The organism is Comamonas koreensis (assembly GCF_021026195.1).
Taxonomy (GTDB): Bacteria; Pseudomonadota; Gammaproteobacteria; order Burkholderiales; family Burkholderiaceae_C; genus Comamonas; species Comamonas koreensis.
This window is the reverse complement of sequence record NZ_JAJNCT010000014.1, coordinates 52891-72159: the sequence shown is the minus strand read 5'-3', so window position 1 is coordinate 72159 and position 19269 is coordinate 52891. Positions and strand designations below refer to the sequence as shown.

Annotated in this window: 16 protein-coding genes; 11 read left to right on the top strand and 5 right to left on the bottom strand. The window is 61.6% G+C overall.

The features are described from left to right. Nucleotides 1–44: 44 nt before the first annotated feature. Nucleotides 45–5339 carry a beta strand repeat-containing protein gene (locus LPW39_RS13585; protein WP_456236974.1) on the bottom strand — a complete coding sequence of 1765 codons (5295 nt, stop codon included), beginning with the start codon at nt 5337–5339 and terminating at the stop codon, nt 45–47. Nucleotides 5340–7255: 1916 nt separating this feature from the next. On the opposite strand from LPW39_RS13585, the gene LPW39_RS13575 reads away from it, so the two are divergent. The 8 genes from LPW39_RS13575 to LPW39_RS13540 all read left to right on the top strand — a co-directional run bounded on the left by LPW39_RS13575 (nt 7256) and on the right by LPW39_RS13540 (nt 13745). Continuing rightward, nucleotides 7256–7414 (top strand): hypothetical protein, encoded by a 159-nt coding sequence (locus LPW39_RS13575; RefSeq protein WP_230775764.1) that lies wholly within the window; start codon nt 7256–7258, stop codon nt 7412–7414. Nucleotides 7415–7618: 204 nt separating this feature from the next. Continuing rightward, the gene (locus LPW39_RS13570; protein WP_230775762.1) at nt 7619–7792 is read left to right on the top strand and encodes a hypothetical protein; all 174 of its coding nucleotides are present in this window, start codon (nt 7619–7621) and stop codon (nt 7790–7792) included. Nucleotides 7793–8191: 399 nt separating this feature from the next. After that, complete coding sequence (locus LPW39_RS13565) at nt 8192–9028, top strand: STAS domain-containing protein (protein WP_230775760.1); 837 nt, start codon at nt 8192–8194, stop codon at nt 9026–9028. An 11-nt stretch (nt 9029–9039) separates the two neighbouring features. Continuing rightward, nucleotides 9040–9417, top strand: coding sequence for an STAS domain-containing protein (locus LPW39_RS13560; protein ID WP_133856558.1), 378 nt, complete (start codon nt 9040–9042; stop codon nt 9415–9417). Beyond that, on the top strand, nt 9407–9811 hold the full coding sequence (locus tag LPW39_RS13555) for an anti-sigma regulatory factor (RefSeq protein WP_230775758.1): 405 nt from the start codon (nt 9407–9409) through the stop codon (nt 9809–9811). The genes LPW39_RS13560 and LPW39_RS13555 overlap by 11 nt, the downstream gene beginning before the upstream one ends. Beyond that, a complete protein-coding gene (locus LPW39_RS13550) occupies nt 9802–10815 on the top strand; it encodes an ATP-binding SpoIIE family protein phosphatase (RefSeq protein ID WP_230775756.1) in 1014 nt (337 codons plus the stop codon). Before LPW39_RS13555 ends, LPW39_RS13550 begins: the two co-directional genes overlap by 10 nt. An 18-nt stretch (nt 10816–10833) precedes the next feature. Continuing rightward, nucleotides 10834–11757 carry a sensor histidine kinase gene (locus tag LPW39_RS13545; RefSeq protein ID WP_230775747.1) on the top strand — a complete coding sequence of 308 codons (924 nt, stop codon included), beginning with the start codon at nt 10834–10836 and terminating at the stop codon, nt 11755–11757. A 5-nt stretch (nt 11758–11762) separates the two neighbouring features. Beyond that, nucleotides 11763–13745 (top strand): response regulator, encoded by a 1983-nt coding sequence (locus LPW39_RS13540; RefSeq protein WP_230775740.1) that lies wholly within the window; start codon nt 11763–11765, stop codon nt 13743–13745. 3 nt (nt 13746–13748) lie between these two features. On the opposite strand, the gene LPW39_RS13535 is transcribed toward LPW39_RS13540, so the two are convergent. The 4 genes from LPW39_RS13535 to LPW39_RS23615 form a co-directional block, all read right to left on the bottom strand. Next, nucleotides 13749–14120, bottom strand: a complete 372-nt coding sequence (locus tag LPW39_RS13535; protein WP_230775738.1) for a response regulator — start codon at nt 14118–14120, stop codon at nt 13749–13751. Between the two features lie 263 nt (nt 14121–14383). After that, nucleotides 14384–15130 carry a sulfite exporter TauE/SafE family protein gene (locus tag LPW39_RS13530; RefSeq protein ID WP_230775736.1) on the bottom strand — a complete coding sequence of 249 codons (747 nt, stop codon included), beginning with the start codon at nt 15128–15130 and terminating at the stop codon, nt 14384–14386. A 112-nt stretch (nt 15131–15242) separates the two neighbouring features. After that, nucleotides 15243–15512, bottom strand: coding sequence for a hypothetical protein (locus tag LPW39_RS13525; RefSeq protein ID WP_230775734.1), 270 nt, complete (start codon nt 15510–15512; stop codon nt 15243–15245). Between the two features lie 242 nt (nt 15513–15754). Further along, complete coding sequence (locus tag LPW39_RS23615) at nt 15755–16222, bottom strand: GNAT family N-acetyltransferase (RefSeq protein WP_407928838.1); 468 nt, start codon at nt 16220–16222, stop codon at nt 15755–15757. Between the two features lie 23 nt (nt 16223–16245). Here LPW39_RS23615 and LPW39_RS13515 point away from each other — a divergent pair, with 23 nt between their 5' ends. The 3 genes from LPW39_RS13515 to LPW39_RS13505 all read left to right on the top strand — a co-directional run bounded on the left by LPW39_RS13515 (nt 16246) and on the right by LPW39_RS13505 (nt 19109). Further along, nucleotides 16246–17406, top strand: coding sequence for an NAD(P)/FAD-dependent oxidoreductase (locus LPW39_RS13515; protein ID WP_230775730.1), 1161 nt, complete (start codon nt 16246–16248; stop codon nt 17404–17406). 114 nt (nt 17407–17520) lie between these two features. Next, nucleotides 17521–17892 (top strand): DUF6678 family protein, encoded by a 372-nt coding sequence (locus LPW39_RS13510; protein ID WP_230775728.1) that lies wholly within the window; start codon nt 17521–17523, stop codon nt 17890–17892. 254 nt (nt 17893–18146) lie between these two features. Continuing rightward, the gene (locus LPW39_RS13505) at nt 18147–19109 is read left to right on the top strand and encodes a hypothetical protein (protein WP_230775726.1); all 963 of its coding nucleotides are present in this window, start codon (nt 18147–18149) and stop codon (nt 19107–19109) included. Nucleotides 19110–19269 lie beyond the last annotated feature (160 nt).

Below are 19269 nucleotides of genomic sequence, written 5' to 3'. Positions count from 1 at the left end.
AAGCGCAATTCCTGGGCGGGAGATGCGCTAGTCCGGTCTAGGCTTTAGCGGCGCTTGTGCTGCACATGGCGCTGGAACAGCGCGCAAGCCATCAGCAGCAACTCAAGCAAGGCCAGCACCGAGCGCGATCCCAGTGGCACTGGAATCACTTCGCCCGAGACGACGGCGTCGCTGTCCGTCGAGGTGCAAGGTGCATCCACCGTGCAGCGCCCGCCTACCAACGAGGCAGTGTTGGTCGCCGTGCTGCCAGGGGTGCCACTGACCTTGCCACTGACCGTGTAGCTCACGATGCCGCCAGCGGCCACCGTGATACCCGAGCAGGTCAGACCCGTGCAGCTGCCAGGGACTGAGCCCCTGTCGTCACCCGATTGCCCGGTGATCGCCAGATCCGACAATCCGCTGCCACCCGCATCCGACCAGCTCAGCCCACTGACCGGCTGGCTGCCAGGGTTGCGAATGGTGACGGTGTAGGTCACCACACTGCCTGCCGTCACACTGCTCGCGTTGTTGGTCTTGAGCAGCACCAGCCCCGGCTGGGCGCTCACGGCGGTGGTGGCGCTGGCGCAGTTGGTGCAGCCGGGGCCTGGCAGGGCCGGCGTGCCGCCCGCAGGGTCCACCGACGCATAGTTGGTGAGGTTGGCTTCCACATCGGGCGCAGTCGCAGTCAGCACTATCACTGCCGTGCCGCCATTGGCTGCCACCGGGCTGCCCAAGGTGCAGCTGAGCAAAGCGCCCGCGCTGCCCAGCGGTGTGCAGACGCCGCCGGTGGCCGCCGTAGCCACCATGCCCGCTGGCAGCTGGTCATAGACCAGCACGCCTGCCGCTGCGTCGGTCTGGCCACTGTTGGTCACCGTCAGGGTGTAGCTGAGGCTTTCGCCACCGACGACAGAACCGGCGCTGGTCTTGGTCAGTGCCAACGCGGGTGGCGTCAGGCTGACGGTCACCCCCGTGGAGGCGGTATTGCTGCTGCTGTCGGGGTCGTAGCTGTTGCTGCGGCCAGCCGTGGTGATGCTGACCACGCCTGGACTTGCCGGCGTAAAGGTGGTCGTGCAGCTGATCGCCGCACCGCTGGCCAGATTGGCCACCGGTGGGGTCACCGGCGCGCCATCTACCGTACACACGGTGCTCACATTGGTGGCATCGGCCGGCACGCCCGAGACCACGCAGTCGGCATTGCGTGCGGCGGCAGGGCCTTGGTTGGTACAGCTGCTGACCACCGTCACGGGGCTGCCCACGGCAACACTGATCGGCGGCTGCGTCGCTACCACCACATTGGCAGAGGCGGCTGGGATGCTCACCGTGCAGCCAGCCCCGCAAGCGCCTGGCAGATCGCTGGTGATGGCGTTGCTGATCGCCGCCTGCGCCAGTGGCGTATCCACCAGTACCGTGAAGCTGACCACGGCACTGGATGCGGCTGGCGCCTGGACAGCTTGCGTGCAGCTGGTGCCTGCAGTCGTGCAATCGCCCGCGCTCCAGCCCTCTGCCGTACCGGCGTAGCTAGTGCCAGCCGAGACCGTCTCCGTCAAAGTGAGCTGCCCCAGCGTGCCGCCACTGTTGGTCACCGTGATGGTGTAGGTCAAGGTATCGCCAGGCTGCGCCTGGTAGCCAGCGGGCGATGCCGCACCATTGACTTGGGTCAGCGCCTTCGCGATGCTGAGCGCTGCAGCGGTACTGACGGAGGTGAGCTTGCTGGTGCAATGCGATGCATCCGTGCAGGCAGCACCCGGCTGTGGAGCCACACCGCCGTTGTACGGATCACCACCACCGCCGACCGAGGCGTGGTTGGTGACATCGCCAGTAGCACCACCGACGGCTGCTGCGGTGACGGTGACAGGCAGGTTGATCGCATCACTGCTGCCGCCGGCAATGCTGGCCGCACTGGTACAGCTCACATCCTGACCGCTGACGGTGCAGACCCAGTTGCCATAGGTGCCCGCTGCCGGGGTGATGCCCGCTGGCATGCTGTCACGCACGGTGATGGGGCCCACTGTGGCCACGCTGGCATTGGTGTTGGTGACGGTCAAGGTGTACTGCGCACCTGCCTGGCCGACCACCCAGGGGCCGTTGTCGGTCTTGCTCAGCTGCAGGCTGGGCGCATCGACGGCCGTGGTGTTGGTGACCTTGCAGTTGTCCGTCGTGGGGCAAGTGGGGTCACCACCGCCTTGCACGCTCGCTGAGTTGCTCACGCTCGGTGCTGCGCTCGCCTGGGGGGTGACGGGCAGCACATAGCTGATGCTGTTGCCCGCCGCCAGGCTCGCTGTGCTCACGCAATTCACTTGCTGGCCGGCTGCGGTGCAACCTGCGGGCAAGGTGCCCAAGGTCATGCTCGATGGCACCAGGTCGGTCACGGTGATGGGCGCGTTGGTGGGCGCGGTGCCGGTGTTGGTGACCGTCAAGGTGTAGCTCGACGGGACACCGACCGACAGGCTGGCGGCCGTTTTGGTCAGCGTGAGCTGGGGCGCATCCACCGCTGTGGTGGACTGGGGCTTGCAGCGTGCGGGCAGGTCAGCCGTGGCGGTGCCTGCTGCGCACAGCGGATCGCCGCCGCCGCTAGCGGTCGCCTGGTTGCTGACCGATTGGCCGTTGAGTGCGTTTTGCGCCGTCACACCGATGGTGAAGCTGGTGCTGGCACCGCTGGCCAAGCCGGCCGGGGCAGTGCAGACCAGCGTCTGGCTGCCCGCAGGCACTTGCGTACAAGCGGCAGGAAGGCTGGCCGTATCGATGGTCAGGCCCGCTGGCATGGTGTCGGTCACCACGGCGGCCTCTGTGGTGGCGGCCGTGCCGGTGTTGCTCAAGGTCAGCACGTACTGGGCAGGCACACCGACGGTGAAGGCACCGACGGAGCTTTGCTTGGTCAAGCTCAGCTGCGGGGCGGTGACGGGGTTGTCGGTGGTGCCACTGCAGTGGGCCTCAGCCGGGCAGCTGGGGTCGCCGGTGTTGGCATCGGCCTGCGCGGTGTTGACCAGGCTTTGGCCAATGGCGCTGGGCTGGGGCGTCACGGGAATGGTGAAGCTCACCGCGCCTCCGGTGGCAATGCCAGCAGGTACCTGGCAAGTCACTGTCTGGCCTGTGGCCGCGCAGGCTGCAGGCAAGGCACCGATGGCCAAGCCGGCCGGGATTTCGTCGGTGATGGTGCCGGCCAAGGTGGGTGCCTGGCCGTTGTTGGTGGCCGTGATCACATACTGGCTGGCAACGCCGACCACAAACGGGCTGCTGAGGGTCTTGACCACATCCAGCCGGGGCGTGTTGACGCTGGTGTTCACCGTACTTTGGCAGCCGGTGGTGCAGCTGGCGCCGCCGCCCGATACGGTGGCATTGTTGCTGACCAGCGCTGGCGCGCCGGCGGCCACGCTGACCGGGGCATTGATGACCGGGGCGTTGGAGCCCGGCAGCAGCACCGCATTGGTGGTACAGGCCAGTTGGCTGGCCGAGCTGGCACTGCAATCCCAGCCTGTTGCGGTAACAGGCAGGTTGATGCTCACACCGGCGGGCATGGTGTCATTGACGGTGATGGGGCCCACGGTGCTGCTGGTGCCCGTGTTGCCCACCAGGATCGAGTAGGTGCCGGGCTGGCCGACCGCAAAGGCAGCGGGCGTGGCAGATTTTTGAATCCGCAGCGCGGGTGCGCCGCTGTTGGTGTTGGTGGTCGAGCTGGTCTTGTCGCAAGGCAGCACACTGCAGCCCACCCCTGCTGGTGGCGTGACCGAAGCACTGTTGACGATGTCACCAGTGGCGCTCAGCTGCACAACACCGCTCACGCTGATGGTGATGCTCTGCCCGCTCGCCAGGTTGACACCCGTCAAGCTGATGGCGTTGCCGGTGCCGCTGCTGGTAGACCCGCAGTTGGCCACTGGCGTGCAGCTCCAGGAGCTGACGGTCACATTGGCAGGCACGTTGTCGGTCACGCTTGCGCCATTGGCATCGCTCGGGCCGGCATTGCTCACCACGATCTGGTAGTTGAGTGCCTGGCCTGGCACATAGGTACCGTTGGGGCTCGCAGTTTTGGTGATGCTCAGATTGGCTTGCAGGCTGACGGCGGTGGTATTGCTGGAGCAATGGGCATCACCCACCGCACAGCTGCCTGGCGCAGGGGCCGTGCCGCCGTTGGCTGGGTCGCCACCGCCGCCCACGGTAGCGCTGTTGGCCACACTGGGAACCGCAGCAGCACCCACCGTCACAGGCAGGTTGATGGTGGACACGCCTGCCACTGCAATAGGGGCACTGCTGGTGCAGGTGACATCCTGGCCGCTGACCGCACAGCTCCAGCCCCCGTAGGTACCGGCAACGGCCGTAATACCTGCTGGCATGCTGTCGCGCACGGTGACCACGCCCGTGGTGGCGGCGGTGCCATTGTTGCTGACGCTCAAGTTGTAGAGCGCCCCGCTCTGCTGTACCGCCCAGGGCCCATTGCTGGATTTGGCCAAGCTCAGCTTGGGTGTGGGGGTGACGGTGATGATGATATTTGCGGTCGCCGTCAACGCAGCTGCATCGGTGATTTGGTAGGGAACCGTTACCACGCCTGCAAAACCTGATGCCGGCGAAAACGTGTAATTGCCAGTCGCGCTGACCGAAAGGGTTCCATTCGCGAGATTGCGAACGCAGGGGAAACTTGTGCAGGCCGACCCGTCAAGCCCTGCCAGGGTGATATTTGTTCCCGTATCGTTAGCGAAGATAGAGGCAGTGCTGCTCACTGGCACCTCCATCAGGGTGGTCTGTGTGTCATCGACAGCGAGCAAGAGCGAATTGCGCATCTCGCAAGTGATATTGGCCTGAGGATGGAGCACACCTGGCGGCAGCGAAATGGAATCGCCCGTCCGTGTCCCGAACGTACCTGTGTTGCCGGTGATGGCACTGTTCGCATCGGTACAGGAAGCGGCTGCAAGGCGCCATCCGGGAGGCGAGGCGGGCAACGTTTCTGCAATGCTGACGGCAGCCAATGGGTTGGAGACAAAGGCCGTTGCACTGGTCACAGGCACATTGATGGCCGTGGTAGTGAGCGAATTGGTGGCATCGGAGAGGTTGGTGTTGGCAAAAGTGAAGGTGCCAGTTCCTCCCAAGCTGACTTTGCGGGTCGTCACGCAAGTCGGAATCGATATCAACCCATAGCCGACCGTATCGCCAGCTGATAGCCCCGCCGTGCTCAATGTCAACGTCGAGACCAGGTTCGTCGAGCTCCCAACAATGGCACCCGACTCGCGCACATTGGATGCGGGATTTGTCTTTGCCAATACACCGGTTGCAGGGGTGTAGGTCAGCGGATTGAGCGGAGTGGCACCTTGGGACACGGCAGAGCCGCTGAAGTTAGCAGGACTCGCCCCACCCGTCACCGCCAATGTCATCGACGGCGTATAGGTAGGCGCTGGCGCTATTCCGATATCAAACACCAGCAACGCAATTCGGTTAGCGGGAACCGGCGGTGTAAATGTATAGGTTAGTACCGTCTCCCCGTTCGCACGCAGGAAGCCAGGGCTGGTGAAGGACCTCGCTACCCCTTGGACGTTCTGTATCGTGAACGTGCTGCCTCCCCCGTAGGTGGAGGCGGCACTCATCGTCACGCCAACAGTACTGTTGACACCTTGCAGTTGAAAACTCTGACCCGACGCAGCGCCATTACTGCCTAGGTCGCATGTCTGCGCGTGCGCGGAGAACACGAATGCCAAAAGAGGTAGCACAGCCCCCACCGGTTGAAGAATATTTTTCTCCAATTCTCAATAATGCTATTCATATGGCACCTAGAAAATAAGGATTGAGTTTTTAAACACAACTGACAATGAAACCGCGAGGAGGAATTCCACCTCCCTAATTCTCTCTATAGAAAATATTTATTAACGTGAATTCATAAATACTCTATAGCTATTGTCAATTATTCTAACCCAGAAAGTTATTAATTAATAACAATGTATGAGTTTGTTGTTTGTATGCCTTACCGCCTCATGGCAGCCCCACACGGGTCGGCACTAGCGAAGCATTAGCAAAGATCGTTTATATGAAAACATTCAACAAATAAATAAATTTCAGGGTCAACAAATGACTGGCTTGGCAAAGACGCAGCCTATTAATAAATCCTCCACCCAAGGCATTTGCAAACACCTCAGCGCCATGCATTAACTACGACCATACCCGTGAGAGATCATGCTTTGGTGGTCTTCTATTGCTATTTATTTAATAGAAATTTCTAGGAATGACGCGTGTCGAACCGCGTGATGGCTGCGCGCTTGATCCGCCCTTCCGTTCAGCAATGCGCACCCGGAACGGTCTGCATAGCGAGCGATAAAGCCGGGGCACTTAGCGTTTCCTGGCAAGCGTCTGCATGTAACTTCCCTCCATGCATATCAGCAACTTCCCTAGGGTGCAGGCATCCAGCCTGGTCCCCTGCCATTGGGACAACTGAGAACATGCTGTTGCAACACCGCCATTGGTTGCGCCCAATGGTTCGGCTCGTCCAGACCATCGGTCGGCAAGCTGGCGCTCCCACGCGCGGCTGCAGGTAAAGCCAGTGGTTCTTATCAGCCAGGACGCGCCTTGTCTGGGTCAACACTTTCTCGCGCGTGCGCACCCTCATCCAGTAATAGGCAAGTGCGCTGATATGTGCATGCGCCAGTGCTTGTGATGAACAGCGGTCGCCATGGTCTTGGGGGCACGGTGTTGCCAAGGCCGTACGCCAGCAGGCCCTTATGGCGGATGGGTGTTTTTCAAGGCTCAGCTATCAACTGTTGCAGGCAAATGCGCCAAGCCTGCTGGTTTTTTTACGGCGCTCAGACGCCGCATGCATCCTCTAGTCTGCACCAGCGGTCAGCGGCATCGCTGGCTGATTGAATCGGCATTTCTCCAAGGTCTGAAAACCGGCCAGATGCCGTGCCGGCTACATCTTGCCCCTGCGAGACTGCAGAAACCCATCAACGGCCCCACCTTGGGGGCGTCCTGGACGCCCGGCACCCCGGACTCTGGGCCCTGCAGGTATTGGGTGTAGCGCTGCAAAGTCGCCGATGCACAACTCTATCGAGGCCGGGACGCAGTTGGTCCTCACCGGCCACCCGCACTGGTTCGCCACCCGCCGAAGTCACCCGTGCAAACAGCCTCCAACGCGGCGCAATGGCGCCTGGGGGCGGACTGTGGTGCCTCTGGCCTCTGGCGCTATCGCTGATGCCCCACTACGGCCTTTCTGGGACGAAGACTACATACCCGTATTCATCGCGTACTTAAGCTGTCCAAGTGGCTGATCATAGGCTACACCGCTAACTTTTGAGGAGCCCCCATGAGCAACCGACAGGAAGGCTATCAAAGCCCCAACGGCGAAAAGCCGGAGACCGAAACGCAGATGCAGGACAAGCTCAAGCTGCCACCGGAGCAGCAGCAGCATGAGAGCATCGAACATCCCGAACCCACTGAAGACAAAAAGAAGTCGCCCCCTTGAGCACCACGAGCCCCTCGCTCCGCTGACATGCCCGCTGATGCGGGCATGTCTTCTCCCGGCTGATGGGACTGCGATACGAGACGCGGCCATGAGCAAAAGCACTACAAGCAGTCAGCTGAAATCAGTTGACATTCCTCAGACGACGCCTACACCAACTCCCCTGAGGCAGCGCGATCATGGAGCCATCGAAGAAAGGAGTTAGTCATGCAACACCAGCCGTCATTTCCGATGCTGACCATGCCAACCCGACCCTTAGTCGCGCAGCGTGGTGAAAAGCAAAACCGCTATGTTCCCGCCGTGTCCACGGACATCAGCAAGACCTTCGAAAAGTACCGTCGCCTGGCCGCACTGCAAAACGCCAAGCAGTTAGCGGGTTAGCACAGTTTCTTGCCGAGTTCATGCTTCCCCTTTCCATCCGGTTCTAACCTGCATGAACGGCTCAACAATGTGAGCATCGGCCTTCTTCTGCCACTCACGGCGCCGATACGCCGTCTGAGTACGCCCCGGCAAGCGGGACAACAGTCCTGCGGCTCGGGGCGTTTGTATTTTCAAATGTGTAGATGCGAGTCATTGGTGTCTCCATAGAGCTGTGGATGAATGTCCTGCAGCGCTGCCGACAATCTGTAACCCATCAATTTTCTGAATAAGCAAACCTATTTTTGTAGGCGGATACGCCGAGATGCGCGTATCTGAGGCGTGAGCGTTTGGGCCTCCAGCGGGTTACACCATAATTCTTACAGGTGTAAATATGTAAGTCGTAGTCGCAAAGGGGATGCCGTGAGCACAAATCAGCAGTTTTTGGTGGACGTGTTGGAGCGCGAAAAATCCTCGCTGGTAGAGAACTGGGTACTGGCAGCCAGCGGGCCCCATGCGCCGGCCAAAGTTCGTAGCGAGGCGGCAGAGATTTTCTCTGCGTTCTTGCCCGCCATCCAATCGGCTGATGCACAGAATTCCGGCTCAGCCGCCTGGCAGCCGGTCAAGTCGGCGCTGGAGCGTCTGTCGGCATCGCGTGCCGCCCAGGGCAGCACAGCAGGCAGCACGAGCGCCTTTGTGCTGGCACTCAAGCAGCCCATCTTTGAAGCGCTGCAGCGCGAGCTGGCAGCCGACAGCCATGCACTGGTGGACGCCATTGGCCGCGTATCGTTTTATGTCGATGCCCTGGCGCAGTGGACAGTGGACGCCTACCAGCGCACCCGCGAGCAGTTGATCAGCCGCCAGCAGGAAGAACTTTTGGAGCTGTCGACACCCGTGATCAAGCTCTGGGATGGCGTACTGGCGGTGCCGATGATCGGCACCCTGGATTCCAGCCGCACCCAGCTGGTGATGGAATCCTTGCTACAGCGCATTGTGGAGACCGAGTCGGCTCTGGCCATCATCGACATCACCGGCGTGCCCACGGTCGATACGCTGGTGGCGCAGCACTTACTCAAGACGGTGACTGCCATACGCCTGATGGGGGCGGACTGCATCATTTGCGGCATTCGCCCGCAAATCGCGCAGACCATTGTGCACCTGGGCATTGACCTGAACTCGGTCACCACCAAGGCAACCTTGGCCGATGCACTGGCGCTGGCGATGAAGCGAAACGGCTACGTTTTTACCAAGACCAAATAAGCGGGCCTCGTATGTATCGCATTCCAATTTTGCGCATGGGGCGGTCCCTGTTGGTCACCATCCAGGTCGATATGGAAGACCAGACCGCCATGGCGCTGCAGGATGACCTCGCCGAACAGATCGCCAAGACGGGCGCCAATGGCGTCCTGATTGATATCTCTGCGCTGGAGATTGTTGACTCTTTTGTCGGGCGCATGCTGGCCGCCATCTCTGGCATTGGCCGCATTCTGGATGCCACGACCGTCGTCGTCGGCATGCAGCCGGCAGTAGCCATCACCCTGGTGGAGCTGGGCCTGTCGCTGGACGGCGTGAAGACCGCCTTGAACGTGAGCCGTGGCATGGCGCTGCTGGAAGCAGCCGCCGCCGATGGAGACGACCTTGTCGAATGAAACCCAAGGCTCCGTCCCGTTGCGCAGCGAGGCCGACATTGTCGCCAGCCGCCAGGTGGTGCGAAAACTGGCGGTGCAGCTGAAGTTCTCGCTGGTGGACCAGACCAAGATGATCACAGCCGCCAGTGAGCTGTCGCGCAACACGGTGGTGTATGGCGGCGGCGGTGAGATGGAATGGGCGCTGCTGGTCGATGGCATCAAGCAAGGGCTGCGCCTGCGGTTTAGAGACCAAGGGCCAGGCATTCCAGATATGGGCCTGGCGCTCAAGGATGGCTGGACCTCGGGCAACGGCATGGGCCTGGGCCTGTCGGGCAGCAAGCGCCTGGTGCATGAGTTTGAGCTGGAATCGACAGTAGGCGTTGGCACCTGCGTCAGTGTGACCCGATGGAAATAATTCAAGGCACTTGCCACAGCGCGTTTCCGGTAGACGAGCCCAGCCGCGTGGGCGAAGCGCGGCGCCATGTGGCCGCGCTGTGCCGCGACCTGGGCTTTGACGAGGTGCTGGCAGGCCAGGCCGCGATCGTGGTCAACGAGCTGGGTAATAACCTGTGCAAGCATGCGCAGCGCGGCCAGCTCTGGATTGCCAGCCGCAGCGGCGATGTGCCCGAGCTGGAAATCCTGTCGGTGGACGAAGGCCCCGGCATTGGCGACCTGCCCTTGGCGATGCGCGATGGCTATTCGACTGGCAGCACTCCGGGCACGGGCCTGGGCGCCGTACAAAGGCTGGCGACAGATTTCGACATCCACTCCGAGCCCGACAAGGGCACGGTGGTGTTGGCGCGCTTCAGGCCGGTATCCAAGGTCGCTGAAACGCGCGCCTTTCGCGTCTCGGTGCTGGCGCTGCCCGCGCCGGGCGAATCGGTCTGCGGCGATGCCTGGGCGCTGGCCCTGGATGGGCAGCGCGCATCCTTGCTGGTGGCCGATGGCCTGGGCCATGGCGTGCATGCGGCCGAGGCATCGCAAGCGGCCGTGGATGTGTTTGTCAAACAACCCTTTGCCGAGTTGCAAACCCATTTGGAAGACGCCCACACCGCCTTGCGATCCACGCGTGGCGCTGCGGTGACCTGCGTTCAGCTTGATGGCGAGGCCAGCGCGCTGCTGGCGGCAGGCGCCGGCAATGTCGCGATCCGGCTGGTGAGCGGCGTCTATAACCGCGCCATCCTGGTGCAGAACGGCACGGTGGGCGTACAGATGCGCCATGTGCAGCCCACCCGCATGGACTGGCCCGAGCATGCAATGGTGGTCTGCCACAGCGATGGCCTGCAGTCGCGCTGGCCACCGGAGGCCGTGACGGCCCTGCTGGGACGCGACCCAGGCCTGGCGGTGGCCGTGCTGGTGCGCGACTACGGCCGTGGGCGGGATGATGTGACCGTGCTGATCGTGCGCCGGGCCGATTGAAAGACGCCGATGAATGACATGACCGAACAAGACCTTACTGCCGATGCCACCGCCGCCCACGCTGCCCCGCAAGCGGATGCGCTGGCGCAGGCCCTGGCCGCCAGCCAGGCCGAGGTGGAGGCCTTGCGTGCCGAGCTGGAAGAGACCAACCGGGGCGTGCTGGCGCTGTATGCCGAGCTCGATGCCCAGGCCGACAACCTGCGCCAGGCGACCGAGCTGAAAAGCCGCTTCCTGGCCTATATGAGCCACGAGTTCCGCACGCCCATCGGTGCCATCCAGAGCATTGCGCGCATCTTGCAAGACCGCATTGATGGGCCCCTGACCGAAGAGCAGGAAAAACAGGTGCGCTTTATCCAGACCACCTCGGCCGAGTTCGCCGACATGGTCAACGACCTGCTGGACCTGGCCAAGGTCGAAGCCGGCCGCATCGAGGTATCGCCGGCCTGGTTCGAGATGGTCGATGTGTTCTCTGCACTGCGCGGCATGTTCAAGCCAGTCATCACCAACCCCGATGTGCTGCTGGTCTTTGAAGAGCCGCAGAACGTGCCCAAGCTGTTCTCGGACGACCGCAAGCTGGCGCAGATTCTGCGCAACTTCATCAGCAACGCCCTCAAATTTACCCAGCACGGCGAGATCCGGGTCAGCGCCAGGCGCATCTCGGAGACCTCGGTGCAGTTTGCCGTGGCGGACACCGGCATCGGTATTGCACCGGAGTTCCACCATGCCATCTTCCGCGATTACTCCCAGATTGACTCGCCCATCCAGAAGCGCTTGCGCGGAACCGGTCTGGGCCTGTCGCTGAGCAAGCGCCTGGCAGAGCTGCTGGGCGGAGATGTGGCGCTGGAGAGCGAGGCGCACAAAGGCTCTACCTTCTATGTCACGATCCCGATCAGCGTCCCCACCGCCACGCTACCTGTTTCTGCCGATAATTCGGCAACCTAAACGCCATGCCCTCTGTCACTGCCAGACTCAATGTCAGCATCGACCGGTCCCAGCACACGGTTCTGGTGGTCGATGACAACCCCGCCACCTGCTACGCCACCGCGCGCGCGCTGCGGGCTGCCGGCTTCAAAACGCTGGAGGCGGGCACCGGGCAGGACGCGCTCGACATGTCGCTGGGCGACATCTCGGCCGTGGTGCTGGATGTGCATTTGCCCGATATCGGCGGCTTCGAGGTCTGCCGCATGATCCGCGAGCGCCAGCAAACCACGTCGCTGCCCATCGTGCATCTGTCGGCCGCCTTTGTGGCCGATACCGACAAGGTGGCCGGCCTGGATGCCGGCGCCGACGCCTACCTGACCCACCCGGCCGAGCCGGCCATGCTGGTGGCCACCATCCAGGCGCTGGTACGCGCCCGGCTTGCTGAACTGCGGGTACACCAGAGCGAAGCCAAGTTCCGCTCCATCTACGAGCAAGCCCAAAGCGGCATCGCGCTGATTGACGATGAAGGCCGCTTTGTGGACGCCAACCCCGCCATGCTAGAAATGCTGGGCCGCCCCGCTGCCGAGGTGCTGGGCCAGGCGGTATCGCGCTTTGCCGCCAGCGGCCATGCGGAGCGCATCCAGTCGCTGTGCTCACCCCAGAGCAAGGATGCGGTCTGGCGCGAGGAAGTGGCCTTGCTTGATGCCCAGGGCCAGCTGCTGCATGTGGAATGGAGCATGGCGCCCAGGGTCAAGGGCGAGCTGCGCGTGGCGGCCGTCGCCAATGTCTCCAACCGCATCCAGCTGGAGCTGGAGCGCAAGCAGCTGCTGGAGCGCGAGCAGGCCGCGCGTGCCACCGCCGAGCGCTACAGCCGCTCCAAGGACGACTTTGTTGCCGTGCTGTCGCACGAGCTGCGCAACCCGCTCAGCGCCATCATGATGAATGTGCACCAGGTGCTGCGCAAATCGCCCCCGCCCGAGTTCACCAGGAACCTGGACGCGATCAAGCGCAACGCCAGCACCCAGGCCCGCATCATCAGCGACATCCTCGATGTCTCGCGCATCAACTCCGGCAAGCTGACCCTGGAGCGGGAATGGGTGGACCCGGCCGCGCTGATCACTTCGTCGCTCGATTCTCTCAAGGCAGGCATCGATGCCAAGAAGCTGGTGCTCGATGTGGCGCTGGACACCCAAGGCCGCAAGGCCTGGCTGGATCCGGCACGCTTTCAGCAGATCTTCTGGAACATCCTGAGCAACGCGGTGAAGTTCTCGCAGGACGGGGGCTTGCTGGAAGTGAAGCTGGCCGTGGACGAGGCGCAACTGCTGCTGCAGGTGCGCGACCACGGCAAGGGCATCGAGGCAAGTTTTCTGGAGCGTATTTTTGAAAAGTTCACCCAGGCAGCCAGCCCGGGCAGCCGCTCGGCGGGCGGTCTGGGTTTGGGCATGTCGATTGTCAAACACCTCGTGGATCTGCACACGGGCAGCATCGATGTCGCCAGCGAGGGCTTGGGCAAAGGTACGCTGGTCAGCATCTACCTGCCGCTCAGTGGCGGCGCGCCAGACGAGCAGCCCAAGGCCGACGCAGCCGGTGCCAGCCAGGATGGCAGCCATGAGGAATTGCAGGGCAGCCGCATTCTGGTGGTGGAAGACGATGAAGAAGTGGCCAGCCTGCTGGTGCTGATTCTGCAAGAGCGAGGTGCCACGGTAGCGCGGGCGGCAGAGGCGGACAGCGCGATGGCCTTGCTGCAAGCGCAGGGCACCGATCTGCTGGTGAGCGACATTGGCCTGCCCGGCAAAGATGGCTATGCGCTGATGCGCGAGGTGCGCGCGGCGCAGGCCAGCTTCTCGCGAGTGCCTGCCATTGCCCTCACCGCCTTTGGCCGCGAAGCCGATCGCGAGGCCGCCATCGCTGCGGGCTTTGATATCCACATGGCCAAACCGCTGCAGCCGCAAAAACTGCTGGGTCTGATCAAAAGCCTGATCGCCAGCCCGCGTGGCAAAGAGGCTTGAGTCTTACTGCGGGCGCGCTGGCAATAGCGCTTCGATGCGCTCCAGCATGGCTTCCAGCTCTTCGGGCTCCGCGCTTTTAAGCAGCGCTCTCACATTCGGGCCAATGCTGCCCAGGCCCAGTTTGAACTCATAGCCCGATATCAGCAGCACATGGCGCTGGCTGTTCGCCGCCAACCACTGCCGGGCCAGATCGGTGCCGGACATGCCTGGCAGGCTCACGTCCGTCACCAGCACATCAAAGCGTCCAGGCTCGCCTGTAGCCAGCGCGGCTTCGGCGCTGTCCACGCCCACAATCTCACGATGCGGGGCCTCCATCACGGCCATAAAGCCTTCACGGATGTCCTCGTCATCTTCTACATACAAATAAGTAATCATTTTTAGCCACTGGCAAGACGGTTCGCATCGAAGGACCATCGGGACGCAAACACATGCTGAAGCATTGTGTCCAAACCACTCGATTCACTGCGCCAGATACGTCTGTTTGCCTTGTGGGACGGGGGCGATAGCGGGTGCTGTGCGGGTATTGAACGCGGGCATCTTGCAGGCCAAGCACCGGTTCTGCAGCACTCCCTGGCGTGTCAGCCATCAGTTGGCTTGCAGGTGGCTGGCTTCCGGTGCTGGTCTCCATCCGCGCCCCATCAAATGACCACGCGAGACGCGAGCTCCACCCCCAACACCACGAGAAAAATCAAGAAGCACTGCCGAAAACGCTTGGGGCTGATACGCGCTCTGATCAAGGAGCCGAGCCACATGCCAAGCAAGGCAGGTAGCACGCTCAGCGACGACAGGCCGAGTTGGTTCAAGCGAAATGCATCGTTCACCAGCAAACCCAGGGCGAGCGCGACGGTCGAGACCGTAAAAGACAGCCCCAATGCCTGAACCAGCTCATCCTTGTCCAGTCCCAAGGCCCCAAGATATGGAACGGCGGGCATCACAAAAACACCGGTCGCCCCGGTCACCACGCCGGTGATGAGCCCCACCAAGGGCGACAGCCATTTTTCGAGAGGGCGCGGAATGGACAGCGCGGGCGCAAACAAGGCATAGAGTGCATAGACGATCAATGCCGAGCCCAGGGCAAAACCAGACCAGGTCGGGTCCATGCGCGGCAAGAGTGCCGACCCTCCCACCGTCCCCAGCACAATCGCGACCAGCATCGTCCAGAGGCGGCGGACCAGCCCGCCAATGGCGCCGCCAGAAAAGAGCTGCCAGACGTTGGTCACAAACGAAGGCACCAGCAATATCGATGCCGCCATGGACGGCGGCATCACCATGCCCAGCAGCCCCATGGCTACCGTGGGCAGGCCCATGCCGGTGACACCCTTGACCATTCCTGCAAAGAGGAAGGTGGCGGTGAGCAATGCATAGAAGAAAATCGAATCATTCATGAAGCACCTTGGAGGGCTCTATTGGAATGATTTGGCGGCAGACGCACAATTCGGATTTTTTGGCCGATCCTCTGGCACCACCTGAGGATGGCTAACCCACCCCTGAAGTCTTTCAGGAATGCTCAGGATTCACGATCAGATCCGCCAACAGGGGCCGAATGCGCTCTTCCACGTAATAGCCGCCGTATTCCGTGTAGCGCAGAAACGCCCCGGAACACTGCGCGCATTGCCACAAGCTGCTGCGCGTGTAGGGGTGCCAACCCAGGGCGATGGGTGCATCGGGAGACCATAGATGGGTGCCATCGGGATGGAACTCATCTAGGCGCTCCCACGACGCTTCGCTCCCCAAGGCACCCAGCAGCGCCAGGTGGTCGATGCTCACCGCACCAGAAATGGACTCCCAACCCGGTCGCCACAACGGCGCACAGTTTGTGCAACGCGGGTGATGAGCGGCCTCGGCCGCCGCTGTCCGAAGTTCGGCTTCAGAAATCTGGTGTGGGGTAGTCACGGGGATCGCACTTCGCTGGAAAAGGTGCGGATGAGTGTAAGCCAAGCCACCGCCGCAGCAGGCAGATGCAGTCACTTTGGATGGCTGCTGCAGCCCTTCAAACCCGGCTATTCCAGCTATAGGGCCGCTGGATGCTGCGGCTCGTCTTTGTGCAAGGCTTTGAAGAAGATAAGTTCCGGGTCGCCCGGGTCGAGGTTTTCCACGATGCCGCTTGGCACAAAGCCAGCGCGTGCAAAGAGGCGCTGCGCTGGGGTATTGGAGGCATTGGTACTGCTGAAGAGCTTCTGCGTCGTACACCGCTGCGCAAGTTCCATGAGCAAGGACAGGGCAATACCTTTGCCACGGTACGCTGCCGCAACGCACACCAGGGATACAAAGCCGTGGCCAAAGAAGTGGTACTCCAACACGGCAAATCCAAGCACATGGCCATCCACCACCGCCACCACACACACAGCTTGCTGGACCATGCGCTGCAGCTCCCCCCTTCGGCTCTCATGGGCCTGTGCGTAAGGGTCAGATGCATAGAGTTGGGGCAGATCGGCTACTACAGCGGGGCGAAACAGGATGTCAGGGGCAGCTAGCATGTGCGGTTGAAGACTTTACAAATATGCAAGCGATGATGCCTGCTACCTGCATCTTGCGCCAGCGCTGCGCAGAGCGAGATCTTGCTTGGCATCATCCCACCGTCCATGACTTCCACCCCATGCCTTTATTGAACCCACATCCCCCATCCATCCCAGGTCGCGCCAAAGTCATTGTGGTGGGCGGTGGCGTCATGGGTGCGTCGGCAGCTTGGCACCTGGCCAAAGCCGGCGCTGCAGTGACCTTGGTCGAAAGCAATCCTGATAGCCGCAGCACGGCGACCGCCTCCTCCCTCGGCTGGGTGGGAGCCAGCGCAAGCAGCCCTTCTGACAACCCAGCCGCATTCGCGCTGAGGCTGAAGGCCTTGGAGGCGTTCGCCGCCCTAGAAGGCCAGCTCGGCCCCTTGCCGATCGCAACGCGCGGCACACTGCTTTGGCTATCCAATGAAGAGGAAACGGCCGCGATGATTGCGGAGCACCAGTCGTCCGGCACGCGCATGGAGCGGCTGCTTCGCGCCCAGATCAGCGACAAGGAGCCCATGCTGGCCCAGGCACCGCCACTTGCCGCCTGGGCGCCCGACGATTTCGCGCTGGAGCCCGCCGCCTTTGCACGTCAGCTGTTGGCAGGCGCGCAAGACCTTGGAGCCAGCATGCTTCAGGGAACGGTCGATGCCGTCGAGGTCACTGGCAGCCGCGTGTCGGGTATCAGCGTGGGCGGCCAAAGGCTCACAGCCGACACCGTCGTGCTTGCCAATGGCTTGGGTGCCCAAGCGCTTGCATCGACAGCCGGTGTGCATCTTCCCATCTACCCATCGCCTGCTGTGCTGCTGAGGTTTGGCTTGGAGACCCATGGCCTTCGCCACCTTCTCTGCGCAGAAGACCTGGAGCTTCGGCCATCGCTGGGCGGTGGGCTGGTGTCTGCGGCCGATTATCCGGACAACGCCGAGAGCGGTTTCCCCGCGCTCGCTGCGCGCAGCGCTGAGGCGATTGCGCATCTGTTGGGGCTCACTGCGGCGCCTGCTCTTGTCTCCATCGCCGCCGCGCAGCGCCCGATGACGACGGACGGAACGCCACTCTGCGCTTACGTGGGAGAGATCGACGGCTTGTTCGCCTTGGTGGCGCACCCCGGCGTCATCCTGGCGCCGTTTCTAGGCCAGCTCTGCGCCACATCGGTGTTGGATGCTTGATGGTGGCAAGCGCTTCGGGGCTCACCGCCAAATCTGCCCATAGCCCGCGATGGACGTTGCAGACAATGAGCTGCCGTGACCGTTGAACATATATAGGGATGGGGGCCCAAAAATATGCCCCGCCTCAATGCGGCAGACAAAAAGCGCCTGGTGACCATGGTCCAACGCGGAGATCTGCACCCAGTGCTCAACCACACCAAATGGGCAGAGCTGCGCAGCGAGATGCTTGCTGCTCCGATGGAAGCGCACCCCCGCTTTCGGGTGCGTACCGTGTTTTCACCGCCTGGCTTTTGCAGCGACTGGGACAGCGAGTTTTATTACCACATCCATCCGGTGGAAGAACGGGAATGGCTGGAGCTGAAAAGCGCATCTGCTGCCTGGCTCCATGAGGTATTGCGGCGCAATAGCATCCCATTCTCGGTAGAAGACGGCGTTGTGCGGGTCTGGGGCTACACGCACCCAGGTCTACAACCTCAATGGGTCTAACTGGCGACGAGCATCCAACATCGGTGAGTCGGCCAGCAGCGGCCATTCCATCCCGGTTATGAGGTCTGAACACACCGAGATATTGAAATCTTTGAATATCCAAAAATAGCCTTGCGATTGTTTACTGACATTTTTACAGATAGATTCATTTTTACAGCAGCGACAACCGCTGGTTGTTCGCCATCTGACGCCAGGTGAATGCGCAATTCCAACCGTCAGTTTATTAGTGAATGGAGTTAAAAGTGAGGGGTGATATGAAATCTCGGCTATCCGTATGCGTGCTTTGTATCTGTTTGGCATTGGTGGGCTGCAAGAAAAGTCTCAGCGCGGAAGAGCAGGCGCAGGTAAAGGCGCTGCGTACTGAGCTTGATGCCACGCAGAAGGAAGTCTCGGCGACGGAACTGCAAAACGCCAGGTTCAGCGGTGGGCTTGTAAAGGCACAGATGGCATGGCGCCTAGAAACGCTCAAAACCAATGAAGCCTTGCTCCAGCAACGTATCCATGCGATTGAATCCGGGGCCAAGGTGACTGTTGAGACCGTCGCTACCAAGGCGGATCCCGATCGCGCAAAAATGCTGCAAGAGGAGATGACCAAGCAAGAGCTCAAGGTGTCAGAGGCGGACGCAAAAGCAAGTCTGTACTCGGGTGGCCTTGCAGGAACCATGGCCGTCATCGGAGCCGCTACAGAGCGCAACAGCCTTGCGCTGCTGCGCCAGCAATACCTGGTGGCTAAATATGGGCTGGCATCGCCACAGCTGGCAGCGTCCAGCACCCACGCCACCCTTCCAGGCTCGGAAACAGCGCCCAGAGGGGGTTCGCCTGAATCAGCGCCCATCCTCGCCGATAAGGACCTGTCTGAGCAAATCCTGGAAGCCAAGCTGCTGCAGAAGAAATACGCCAAGCAGGACTACCAGGATTACGTGTTTTTCGATGTCGCGTTCAACCCCAGCGGTCTTGATAAGCCTGCCAGAGCCATCAAAGGTGTTCTCATCTTGACGGATCTATTTGGCGAGCAGAAATTCGCGGTCAACTGGACGATTGAGAAACCCGTCATGCCAGGGACCGAGCACGTCGAGAAGGGATACGGATTCCGATTCAACCAATTTATCGAATCCCACCAATGGGCGAGAAACACGAACAAGGACAACATGAAGCTCAAGTACCGCGTCAACAGCATCCTCTACCAAGACGGCAGCTCGCGGACATTCAACGAGTAATGCCGAACCGTGGATAAAACTGCCTTCATGGCGCTACCCAAGGCTGCTTTGGCTAGCCTGCAGTCGCGCATGTCTGCAGCGGCTTCTTCAGGGCATGGCCAAGAGGTCCAGTTCGCCATGGCTGGCAAGCCTTACTGCGCCAACGCACAGCGTCCTCGGC